The 12,318-nt window shown below is 67.8% G+C and carries 6 protein-coding genes; 3 read left to right on the top strand and 3 right to left on the bottom strand.

Going from position 1 to position 12,318, the window contains the following annotated elements:
• Nucleotides 1–188: 188 nt before the first annotated feature.
• The gene (locus AC5Y3P_RS20245; RefSeq protein WP_500047729.1) at nt 189–1,124 is read right to left on the bottom strand and encodes a peptidylprolyl isomerase; all 936 of its coding nucleotides are present in this window, start codon (nt 1,122–1,124) and stop codon (nt 189–191) included.
• A 124-nt stretch (nt 1,125–1,248) separates the two neighbouring features.
• Between AC5Y3P_RS20245 and AC5Y3P_RS20240 the strand changes: the two genes are divergently transcribed.
• Both AC5Y3P_RS20240 and hisS read left to right on the top strand, forming a co-directional pair.
• Nucleotides 1,249–1,863 (top strand): MBL fold metallo-hydrolase, encoded by a 615-nt coding sequence (locus AC5Y3P_RS20240; protein ID WP_500047728.1) that lies wholly within the window; start codon nt 1,249–1,251, stop codon nt 1,861–1,863.
• Entirely contained in the window at nt 1,856–3,115 is a 1,260-nt protein-coding gene (hisS, locus tag AC5Y3P_RS20235; RefSeq protein ID WP_500047727.1) for a histidine--tRNA ligase, read from the top strand. The genes AC5Y3P_RS20240 and hisS overlap by 8 nt, the downstream gene beginning before the upstream one ends.
• 10 nt (nt 3,116–3,125) lie before the next feature.
• Here the strand turns inward: hisS and AC5Y3P_RS20230 are convergent, their stop codons facing one another.
• Together AC5Y3P_RS20230 and pks2 are read right to left on the bottom strand one after the other, a co-directional pair.
• Entirely contained in the window at nt 3,126–3,683 is a 558-nt protein-coding gene (locus AC5Y3P_RS20230) for a hypothetical protein (protein WP_500047726.1), read from the bottom strand.
• Nucleotides 3,684–3,751: 68 nt separating this feature from the next.
• On the bottom strand, nt 3,752–10,081 hold the full coding sequence (gene pks2, locus AC5Y3P_RS20225) for a sulfolipid-1 biosynthesis phthioceranic/hydroxyphthioceranic acid synthase (protein ID WP_500047725.1): 6,330 nt from the start codon (nt 10,079–10,081) through the stop codon (nt 3,752–3,754).
• Nucleotides 10,082–10,386: 305 nt separating this feature from the next.
• Here pks2 and htpG point away from each other — a divergent pair, with 305 nt between their 5' ends.
• Nucleotides 10,387–12,318 (top strand): molecular chaperone HtpG, encoded by a 1,932-nt coding sequence (htpG, locus tag AC5Y3P_RS20220; RefSeq protein WP_500047724.1) that lies wholly within the window; start codon nt 10,387–10,389, stop codon nt 12,316–12,318.

Genomic DNA, 12,318 nt, shown 5'->3' with positions numbered 1-12,318 from the left:
TCGAACTGGGGTGGTGCACCCGCCGGCCCGCCGAACTGGGGCGGCGCACCCGCTGGCCCACCGTGTCGGGTCGATGCACCCGGTGGAAAGTCGTACTGCGGGCTTGGGTCCGGCGGCCGCACGGGACCGGTGGACTCATCGCTCATCCCTACCCCCACTCGAAAAAGCCTGAACGGCCGGGCGCAAGCTTAATCGAGTCCGAGCGCAGTGATCCGGACCTCGTCCTTGGGCTCGCCGTCGGGTTGGCCGTCCTTGGTACCGGTCTCCGCGATCCGGTCCAAGGTGGCCAAGCCGAGCTCGTCGATGGTGCCGAACACCGTGTAGTTCGGCGGCAAGTAACTGTCGGCGTACACCAGGAAGAACTGGCTGCCATTGGAGCCGGGCTGGCCGGTGTTGGCCATCGCCAGCGTGCCGCGCGGGTACCGCACCGGCATCTTCAGACCGGCATCACCCTCGGGGTACTGGTCGGTGGGGTACTCGTTGACGAACCCGTAGCCGGGCCCACCGGTGCCGGTCCCAGTCGGATCACCGCACTGCAGCACATTCAGACTCGGTGAGTTGGTCAGCCGGTGGCAGACGGTGTCGTTGAAGTAGCCCTGTTGGGCCAGGCTGGCGAAGCTGTTCACCGTGCACGGCGATTTGCCGTTGTCGAGTTGCAGACCCAGGTTGCCCATGTTGGTCGACATGCTGGCACTGACCAGGGCTGGATCGGTGGGCACTCGGCCGGTGCGGGGCGGGGTGTTCTCCTTGGAGGCCGGTGAGCCGTCGGAGGGGTATTGGCAGTTCGCCCCCAGGTCGGCCGAGGGGACGAACGGCGGCAACTCGCCGTTGCGTGGCGGTGCGCTGGTCGGCCCCGGAGCCTTCGAGGTGGACTCAGCCGGAGCCGCCGAGGTGGGGTCAGCCGGCGCCGACGTCGTCGTCTGGTCCGGCGCAGCGGCGGTGTCGTCGGAATCGCCGCTCTTGAGCACGACGCCGATCAGGACCCCCGTGATGACCAGCACCGCGACGACGGCGGCCGCGCTGATCGCGATGATGCGGTTGCGCCGCGCGGTGGCCTCCTGGCGCTGCAGTTGCCGTTCCAGTTTGCGCTTGGCGTTCGCGCGTCGCTGTTCGTTCGTCGGCACTGGGGCTGTCCTCCGTGTTCGAACCGGTGAAATCTCCGGCATCGAGTGTGCCAGTTCAGCCCGACGATCTCGGCCACAGGTGCCCTGACCTGGGGGCCGCCCGCTACCTGAGACACTGTCCGGTGTGCTGATCGCTGGGTTTTCCGTCGGGCCGCGCGACGTGAACTGCTATTTGGTGGCGGCCCGCGCCGGCGGCCCGGCGATCGTCATCGACCCAGCTGAGGACGCCGTCGCCACGCTGGAGTACTACTTTGCGAGCAATGATCTGACGCCGGCCGCGGTGCTGCTCACGCACGGTCATCCCGGCCATGCGGCGTCGGCCTACGACGTGTGCGAGGGCTGGGAGATCCCGGCCTACCTGCACCCGGCCGACCACGATCTGCTCACAGATCCGCCGGAACGCATCGAGGCACCGGGCGACGACGGCGGCGTCCTGCAGGTCGGCGGTCTCGATGTGCACCTGCACCATGTACCCGGGCACACCGCCGGGTCGGTGGCCTACCGGGTCAGTGCCGACACCGACGAAGGGCCCGTCGAGGTGGTCTTCACCGGCGATGCGCTGGGTGCCCGGACGGTGGGCCGGCCCGGGCACGACGCCGACCCGGTCCGAGCGCTGCATTCGGTGCGAGACAAACTAATGGTGCTCGACGACGTCGTCGTGGTATTACCGGGCCACGGTCCGTCGACCACGATCGGCGACGAACGCCGCTTCAACCCGAGGATTCGACCCAGTGAGTGACTTCAAGGCGCCCAAGGGCGTGCCGGACTACCTGCCGCCGGATTCGGCGCAGTTCGTGGCGGTTCGCGACGGTCTGCTGACGGCCGCGCGGCGCGCCGGATACGGCGACATCGAGCTGCCGATCTTCGAGGACACCGCGCTGTTCGCGCGCGGCGTGGGGGAGTCCACCGATGTGGTGTCCAAGGAGATGTACACCTTCGCCGACCGGGGTGACCGCTCGGTGACGCTGCGCCCGGAGGGCACCGCCGGCGCGATGCGCGCGGTCATCGAGCACGGGTTGGACCGCGGCGCGCTGCCGGTCAAGCTCTGCTACGCCGGTCCGTTCTTCCGCTACGAGCGTCCGCAGGCCGGGCGCTACCGGCAGCTGCAGCAGGTCGGCGTCGAAGCGATCGGCGTCGACGATCCGGCGCTGGATGCCGAGGTGATCGCGGTGGCCGATGCCGGCTTCCGCTCGCTCGGGCTGACCGGCTTCCGGTTGGAGATCACCTCGCTGGGCGATGACACCTGCCGTGGCCCGTATCGAGAGTTGTTGCAGGAGTTCCTGTTCAAACTCGATCTCGACGAGCCCACCCGCCAGCGCGCCGAGCTCAACCCGTTGCGCGTGCTCGACGACAAGCGGCCCGAGGTCAAGGCGATGACCGCTGACGCGCCGGTGATGCTCGATCATCTCTCGGATGCGGCCAAGGAGCACTTCGAGGCGGTTCTGGGCTATCTGGACGCGCTGGATGTGCCGTATGTGATCAACCCGCGGATGGTGCGCGGGCTGGATTACTACACCAAGACCACGTTCGAGTTCGTGCACGACGGGCTCGGCGCTCAATCCGGGATCGGCGGCGGTGGTCGCTACGACGGGTTGATGCGTCAGCTCGGCGGACAAGACCTGTCCGGCATCGGCTTTGGGTTGGGGGTGGATCGCACGCTGTTGGCGTTGCAGGCCGAGGGCAAGACCGCCGGTTCCGGTTCCCGGGTCGACGTGTTCTGCGTTCCGCTGGGTCAGCAGGCCAGGGCCGCGTTGGTGCCGCTGGCAGCCAAACTGCGGGCCGCCGGGGTGCGGGTCGACATGGCTTACGGCGACCGTGGCCTCAAGGGCGCGATGCGCGCGGCCGACCGCTCGGGTGCCGCGCTGGCGTTGGTGGCCGGCGATCGCGACATCGAAGCCGGCACGATCGGCGTCAAGGACCTGGCGGCCGGCGAGCAGGTGGACGTCGCGCTGGGCTCGGTGGTCTCCGACGTGATCTCGCGGTTGGCCTGACCGCAGCCGATCAGCTGCGCTGAACTCCGCTGCGCTGGACGACGGCGTTCAGGATCTCGTCGACGTCACCGAAACTGCCCTCGAACGGGTTGCCGCGTTTGAGCACCTTGGTGCCGCCCGGAGTGATCGCCACCAGTTTCGGGGCGCTCGAGGTGGCCTGGAACTTACGTGCGAACCGCACCTGATCGAGTTGGATCAGGCCGCCGCCGGCGACGCTGAAGAGGCCGCGTTTGCGATCGAGTACCGCGACCGAGCGGTGCTCCGGCAATGGTTGACGACGTCGGCGCCCGATCGTGCGCACCAGCAGCACCACCAGCGCTGCCAGCGCCAGTCCGAGCGCGACGAACACCGCGGCCGCCCAGGTCGGCAGCGCAGCGGAACCGGTGATCAGCATGACCAGCCCGAATCCGCCGAGCAGCACCGCGAGTACTCCCAGCACGAACGCACACGTGGTGGGTGTGCCGGTGCCCCGGTCGAACACGATGACCCGGTCGCCGTCCTCGACGACCGTCAGGCCGCCGCCGTCGGCCAGAATCCGTTGTTCGGACGCTTGCGGTTGGCTTGTCATGCCCGCAGCCTTTCATCCCGACGGTCGGCAACGGGCGGTTCCGGCCAGATTCTGGTGGCGAGCACAACTCAAGCAGCGTCCGCCGGCATCAACTCGTCACACACCATGGCGGCCAGATCTCGCACGGTCGTGGTCATGTCCTTCGGGCTGACCCGGACTCCGGTCTCGGCTTCGATGCGGGTGCGCAATTCGAGTGCGCCGAGCGAATCCATCCCGTATTCGGCCAATGCCCGGTCCGGATCGACGCTGCGCCGCAGGATCAAGTTGACCTGATCGGCGATCAACCGGCGCAATCGCGCCGGCCATTCTTCGCGGGGCAGCTCATCCAACTCGGCACGCAATTTGCTGGTGCCCGAACCGCTTTGGCCGGCGGAGCGGAATGCCTCGGCAAACGGGCTGTGCGCGGCGAACGCGGTCAACCAGGAAGCGCCGGTGATCGGCGCGTAACCGGTGTAGGCGCGGTCGTAGCGCAGCAGCGCCTCGAAGGCGTAGGCGCCTTCGTCGGGCGTGATCTGCACTCCGGTGTGTTCGGTCAACGCGGTGCCCCGGCCGATCTGGCCCCACGCTCCCCACGCGATCGCGGTGGCCGGCAGGCCCTGCGAATGCCGCCACAGTGTGAACGCGTCCAGCCAGCTGTTGGCCGCCGCGTAGGCGCCCTGCCCCGGCGAACCCACCAGCGCGGAGGCCGAGGAGAACGAACAGAACCAGTCCAGCGGCTGCTCCAGGGTTGCACTGTGCAGGTTCCACGCGCCCTCCACCTTGGGCGCCCAGTCGTGATCGAGCAGCTCCTCGGTGATGTTTCCCAGCGTGGCATCCTCGATCACTGCCGCGGCGTGCAGCACTCCGCGCACCGGCAGGCCGGTCCTGGTCGCGGTGGCCACCAACCGGCGGGCTGTGGCGGGGTCCACGATGTCACCGGATTCCACCACCACGTCGCTACCGAACGACCGGATGTGCTCGATGGTCTGCAACGCCGCCGGCGTCGGCGTCTTCCGCGACGACAGCACGATTCGGCCGCAGCCGGCCGCGGCCATCTTCTCGGCCAGGAACAAGCCGAGTCCGCCGAGACCGCCGGTGATGATGTAGGAGCCGTCACCGCGGAAGACCGGGACCTGCGCCGGCGGCACCACGACCCGGCCCGCACCGGTGTGCGGAATCTCGAGCACCAACTTGCCGGTGTGTTGCGCTGCGCTCATCACCCGAATTGCGGTGGCCGCCTCCGATAGTGGGTAACGGGTGAAGTCCGGCATCGGCAGTAGTCCCTGCGCGGTGAGCCGGTACACCGTGTTCAACAACTCCCGGATCTTCTGCGGATGGCTGACCGACATGAGCGCCAGGTCCACCGCGTAGAACGACAGGTTGCGCCGGAACGGGAACAGTCCGAGTTTGGTGTCGCCGTAGATGTCGCGCTTGCCGATCTCGACGAAGCGGCCTCCGAAGGTCAGCAACTCCAGGCCGGCCCGCTGTGCCGCTCCGGGCACCGAGTTGAGCACGATGTCGACACCGTAACCGTCGGTGTCGGCGCGGATCTGATCGGCGAACTCGGTGCTGCGGGAGTCATAGACATGTTCGATTCCCATGTCGCGCAGGATCTGTCGACGATCCGCACTGCCGGCCGTGGCGAATATTTCGGCGCCGGCCGCGCGGGCAATGGCGATCGCGGCTTGTCCGACGCCGCCGGTTCCGGAGTGGATCAGTACCTTGTCGCCGGCCCCGATCCGCGCCATGTCGGTGAGTCCGTACCAGGCGGTCGCCGTCGCGATGGTGAGCGCAGCCGCCGCCGCATCGTCGAGGCCATCGGGCAGCGGGGCGGCCAGGTTGGCCGCGGCCGTGAGATAGCTGCCCCAGCAGCCGTTCGCCGACAGGCCACCGACGCGGTCACCGACCCGGTGATCGGTCACCCCCGGCCCTACCGCGGTGACCACGCCGGCGAAGTCGATACCCAACTGCGGCAACCGTCCGTCGAAGGCGGGGTAGCGGCCGAAGGCCACCAGCACGTCGGCGAAGTTGATGCTCGACGCGTTCACCTTGACTTCGATTTCACCCGGCCCCGGCGGAACCCGGTCGCAGGCATCGAGTTCCAGCGACTCCAGATCGCCGGGGGTACGGATCTGCAGACGCATTCCGGCCTGATCGAAATCGGCGGTGACGACCCGGCGTTCCTCGGGAAGCAGGGGAGTGGGTGCCAGCCGGGCCACGTACCACTGGCCGTCGCGCCACGCGGTTTCGTCTTCCTCCGAGCCGCTGAGCAATTGCCGGGCCAGCAGGTCGGTATCGGTCGCGTGGTCGATGTCGATCTGGGTGGCCCGCAGGTGCGGATGCTCGATGCCGACGACGCGCATCAGGCCGCGCAGTCCGGCCTGTTCCAGATTGGGCTGATCACCGGGCAGCACCGCCTCGGCGGCCGTGGTGAGCAGATACAGCCGGGGCGGCTCGTTGGCCACCTCGGGCAGGCCGCGGCTGATCCGGACCATCCGCTGGACATATTCGCGGCCCAGTGACGGGGAGCGGTCGGTGGCATCGCCGTCCTTCGGGCCCATGCACACCACCAGGCCGGTGAAACCTCCGCTGCGCAGTTGGTCTTCGAGTTCGCCACCGATCCGGACGAAGTCGCCGTGTTCGGGCCACGGCATCGAAGTGCACTGTGCACCACGATCATTCAACGAAGCCACCAGGTCGGCGGCCAGGGGTTCGGCGCTCGGCGTGGTGTTCATCACCAGCCACTTGCCACCCTCGGCGTATTCCACCTCGGCCAACTCGCGGGGTCGCCACTGAATGGTCAACAAGCGTTCGGCGAGTACCTTCTCCTGCCGGCCGTCCTCGGACACCCCGGCGCCCAACCGCAGACCGGTCACGGTGAACGAGACCGTCCCGTTCTCGTCGAGCAACTCGAGGTCGGCTTCCACCCCGGACAAGTCGGCCCGCGTCACCCGGGCCAGGCAGTAGTGCACGTTGCGGGCCAGCCCGAAGCTGCGCAATCGCGAGATCCCCAGCGGCAGGCCGAGCGCCCCGTCGCCCAGGGCTCGGACCCTCGGGTGGGCTTCCACAGCCTGGAAACAGGCGTCGAGCAGCGCCGGGTGGATCCGGTAGGCGTCTTGCTGTGAGCGGATCTGGCGAGGTAGTGCCACCTCGGCCAGGACGGTGTCGGCCGCCGCGTCGCCGAGATGCACCTGACCGAGCCCGCCGAATGCCGGCCCGTACTGCATTCCGCGGGCATCCATCCGAGCCCGGATGTCGTCACCGGCCTCGCTGCCCGGGTGCGCCGCACGCAGTTCGGCGAGGTCGTAGTCGATCGGTCGTTCGGCATCGGTGGCGACCAAACTCGCCACCGCCTGCCGAATGGACTCGCCCGCCGCGCTGGTCTCGACCACGAAGTGTGCCGCAGTTGGACCGGCCAGCGTCGCGGAAGCGCCGATCGTGGTCTGCTCGGCCATCAGCAGCGCGGCCTCGAACCGGATGTCACGCACCTCGACGTGCTCGCCGAGCACCTTGTGTGCGGCAGCCAAAGCCATTTCGCAGTATGCCGCGCCGGGCAGTACGGCCACATTGCGCACCTGGTGATCAGCCAGCCAGGGCAGTGCGCCGGTGCCGACTTCGCCTTGCCAGACGTGTCGTTCCGGTTCTTCGGCCAGTCGTACGTGCTCGCCCAGCAGCGGATGCACCATGACACTGCTGGCGCCGTAGGTCGGCGAATCCTGGGTCCGGCTCAGCCAATGCCGGGTGTGTGTCCAGGTGGGCAACGGCGCGTCCAGCAGGGTTCCGCTCGGATAGAGCACCGAAAAGTCCACTGCGGCACCGGCATCGTGCATGGCACCGACGAACGGGCGCAGGCCATGCGGCAGTTCCTGGCCGCGCCGCATACCGGCCAGTGCGGTCATCGGCACGTCGACGCTCTGGGCGGTCTGATCGAGTGCCCGCACCAGCAGCGGATGCGGCGCCAACTCGGCGAAGACCCGGTGGCCGTCCTCCAGGGCGGCCTGTACGGCAGTTGCGAAGCGCACCATCCGGCGGCAGTTGTCGGCCCAGTAGCGCGGGCCGAACGACTGCAGCTCGCGCGGGTCGAATGAGGTTGCCGAGTAGAACGGAATCGTCGGAACCATCGGCTCCAGATCCTGCAGCGCCTCGGCCAATTCGCCGAGAATCGGATCGACTTGCGGGGAATGGAAGGCGACGTCGGTGGGTACCTCGCGGGCCAGCACATCGCGTTCTTCCCAGAGCGCTACCATCTCGCGCACCGCGTCGGCGGTGCCGGCGATCACGGTCGACGACGGCGATGCCACCACGGCCACGACGACGTCTTTGATGCCGCGCGCCATCAACTCGGAAAGGACCTGCTGGGCCGGCAGTTCGACCGATGCGGTGGCACCGTTGCCGGCCACCTTCGACATCAGCCTCGAGCGCCGGCACACCACCCGGGCACCGTCTTCCGGCGACAAGGCACCGGCGACGACGGCGGCGGCGGCTTCGCCGAGCGAATGCCCGATCACCGCGGCCGGTTGCACGCCGTAGGACTGCAGGGTGGCGGCCAACGCCACCTGCATGGTGAACAGCGTCGGCTGCACCCTGGCTTGGCCGGTGACGGTTTCGGCGCCCGTCACGGCTTCGGTGACCGAGAAGCCGGATTCCTGCGCGATCACCGGCTCGACTCGGGCCACCGTCGCGGCGAACACCGGCTCGTTGGTCAGCAGTTCGCTACCCATTCCGGCCCACTGGGAGCCCTGACCGGAGAACACCCAGACTGGTCCGCGATCGTCACGGCCGACGGCGGGCTGATACGGCGTATCACCCTCGGCGACCTCCCGCAGCGCGTCGACGAGTTCGTCGCGGCTGCTCGAGATCACGCTGGTGCGCACCGGGCGATGTGCGCGTCGGCGCGCCAGGGTGTAGGCCAGATCCGGTAGCGAGACGTCCTCGTGCTGGTTCAGCCAGTTCGCCAACCGCCCTGCGGTGCGCCGCAATTCATCGGGCGAGGTCGAGGTCAACGGGAACAACAGCGCGGTGTCGGTAGCGGCACCCTGGGCAGCCGGGTCCGCACTGTCGCCGGGCGCCTGCTCCAAGATGGCGTGCACATTGGTGCCGGACACTCCGTACGCGGACACCGCTGCCCGGCGCGGGGCGTTGCCATTGGTCGGCCAGGACGCGGTCTCGGTGGGGATGAACAGGTTGGTCTCGATCTGTGCCATCGACTCCGGCAGCTGATTGAAGTGCAGGTTCGGTGGCACCAGGCCGCGTTGCACCGAGAGCACCGCCTTGACCAACCCGAGTGCACCGGAAGCCGACTGCAGATGCCCGAAGTTGGTCTTCGAGGAGGTCAGCGCGCAGGGCCCGTCGATGCCGTAAACCGCAGCCAGACTGGCGTATTCGATCGGATCGCCGGTCGGCGTGCCGGTGCCGTGGGCTTCCACCATGCCTACCGTGGCGGGCTCGATGCGGGCCGCCGCCAACGCATCCCGGTACGCGGCAGTCTGTGCCGATTGCGATGGCGTGGCGATGTTTACGGTGCGGCCGTCCTGGTTGGATGCGGTGCCGCGGATGACGGCCAGCACCCGGTCGCCGTCCCGCTGGGCGTCGGCGAGTCGTTTGAGCATCACGACCGCACAGCCTTCGCCGGCCACGAACCCGTCGGCAGCGGCGTCGAAGGCGTGGCATGCACCGGTCGGCGACAGCATGCCCTCGGCCGATCCGGCTGCCCACTTGCGTGGGTCCAGGGCCAGGGTGACACCCCCGGCCAGCGCGAGATCGCTTTCTCCTTCATGCAGGCTGCGGCAGGCCAGGTGCACCGACACCAAGCCCGACGAGCACGCGGTGTCCACCGTCAGCGCCGGACCGTGCAGCCCGAGTGCGTAGGCGATCCGCCCGGACGCCATGCTGAAGTTGTTCGCGATGAAGCCGTACGGTTTGTCCACCGCACCGGCATCCGCAGCGAGCAGTTGGTAGTCGTTGTGCGTCAACCCCAGAAACACCCCGGTCCGGGTGTCGGTCAGATGGCCGCGGTCCAGCCCGGCATGCTCCATGGCCTCCCAGGAGGTCTCCAGCAACAACCGGTGCTGCGGATCGCTCAGCGTGGCTTCGCGCTCGCCCATGCCGAAGAACTCGGCGTCGAATCCGGCGACATCGTCGAGGAAGGCGCCCCACTTGGAGACCGACCGCCCGGGCACACCGGGTTCGGGATCGTAGTAGTCGTCGGCGTCCCAGCGGTCGGGCGGGATCTCGGTGACCAGGTTGGCGCCCCGCAGCAGCGCTTCCCACAGTTGCTCCGGGGAATCGATCCCACCGGGCAGTCGACAGGCCATGCCGATCACGGCCACCGCGGTGACCGGCGCGCTGCCGTGCTCGAGGCCGGTTCGGGCGGGCTCTGGCCCGGCTGCTGAACTGTGCGTGACTGTGCCGGATGCCATGGCGCTCCCCCTTGCGAAAATGCTGCACCCCCCGGCGGCAGCCCGCTGTGCCCAACTGGTCTCGCCTCGGATACCGAGCACGGATGCATCCGTCGTGGATCCGATCTGCCAGCGACGTTGGGCTGCTCGCCACGTTAATTGGGTGTGCCCGGGTTGTCTCGGGATCGGGCCAATTGACGCCCGGCCGGGGCCGGCTGGACCGCTGGCAGGGGGCCGTTTCCGGGTCGCGCACGCGGTGTTATTTTCGGGGCTGGCTGCAATCGCTTGACTCGTCGAACAGGCAGCGCGTGACACAGGAGGAAGACATGACGGCATCCGCCGAGCGACTGGAGTTCCAGGCCGAAGCTCGCCAGCTCTTGGACCTGATGGTCCATTCGGTGTACTCCAACAAGGACTCCTTTCTGCGCGAGCTGATCTCGAATGCCTCCGACGCATTGGACAAGCTCCGGCTGGAGTCGTTGCGGGACAAGGATCTGGACGTCGACACCTCGGATCTGCACATCGAACTCGAGGTGGACCGGGACGCCCGCACCTTGACCGTGCGCGACAATGGCATCGGCATGACCCGTGACGAGGTGGTGAACCTGATCGGGACGCTGGCCAAGTCGGGCACCGCCGAACTGCGCCAGAAGCTGCGCGAAGCCCAACGGGCCGGCGCCTCCGAGGAGCTGATCGGGCAGTTCGGCGTCGGGTTCTACTCGACCTTCATGGTGGCCGACGAAGTCCAGTTGCTGACCCGCAAGGCGGGCCACAGCAGCGCCACCAAGTGGGTCTCCAGCGGCGACGGGACCTACACCGTCGAAGAGGTCGAGACCGCGCCGCAGGGCACCTCGGTCACGTTGCACCTCAAGCCCGAGGACGCCGAGGACCAACTGCACGACTACACCTCGGAGTGGAAGTTGCGCGACCTGGTGAAGAAGTACTCCGACTTCATCGCCTGGCCGATCCGGATGCAGGTCGAGCGCCCCGGCCCGGCCGGCGAAGACGACGAGGAACCGGCAACCGTCGTCGAGACCGCGACGCTGAACTCGATGAAAGCGCTGTGGGCCCGCTCCCGCGCCGACGTCTCCGACGAGGAGTACAAGGAGTTCTACAAGCACATCGCGCATGCCTGGGATGACCCGCTCGAAGTCATCACGATGCAGGCCGAGGGCACTTTCGCCTACCAGGCGCTGCTGTTCATCCCGTCGCTGGCACCCTTCGACCTGTTCACCCGGGACGCCGCCTCCGGTGTGCAGTTGTATGTCAAACGGGTTTTCGTGATGGCCGACTGCGACCAACTGGTGCCTCGTTACCTGCGTTTCGTCAAGGGCGTGGTGGATGCAGAGGACCTGTCGCTCAACGTCTCTCGTGAAATCCTGCAGCAGGATCGACAACTCAGCGCGATCCGGCGGCGGTTGACCAAGAAGGTGCTGTCGACCATCAAGACCCTGCAGTCCGAGCGGCCCGACGACTACCGCACGCTGTGGAGCCACTTCGGCGGGGTGCTCAAAGAGGGGCTGATCTCCGATGCCGACAACCAGGAAGCGCTGCTGGGTATCTCGTCGTTCGGGTCCACCCACGACGACGAGTCGACCACCTTGGCCGACTACGTGGCTCGGATGAAGGAGGGCCAGGAACAGATCTTCTACGCCACCGGCCAGTCCCGCGAGCAGCTGCTGAAGTCGCCGCATCTGGAGGCGTTCCAGGCCAAGGGCTACGAAGTGCTGCTGCTGACCGACCCGGTCGACGAAGTGTGGACCGGATCGGTGTCCGAATTCGACGGCAAACCGCTGCAATCGGTGGCCAAGGGCGAAGTGGACCTCGATTCCGAGGAAGAGAAGGCTGCGCACGAGGCCGAACGGCAGGACCAGGAACGCGAATTCGCCGACCTACTGAGCTGGCTGAAGGAGGCCCTGGCCGACCAGGTCAAGGAAGTGCGGTTGTCCACCCGGCTGACCGATTCGCCGGCCTGCCTGATCACCGACGACTTCGGAATCACCCCGGCCTTGGCCCGGATGTACCGCGCGTCGGGGCAGCAGGTGCCGATGGGCAAGCGCATTCTCGAACTCAACCCGAAGCATCCGCTGATCGTCGGTTTGCAACAGGCCCGGGTCGACCGGCCGGGGGATGACGCCGGGTTGGACGAGACCGCCGAATTGATCTATGGCACAGCGCTTCTTGCCGAGGGTGACATACCCGACGATCCGGCCCGGTTCGCCGGTCTGCTGGCCGATCGGTTGACTCGGACGGTCTAG

The sequence above is a fragment of the Mycobacterium sp. NGS45 genome (genome assembly GCF_059812645.1).
Note: the sequence above shows the minus strand (reverse complement) of the source record. Positions and strands in the feature narration are given on the sequence as shown.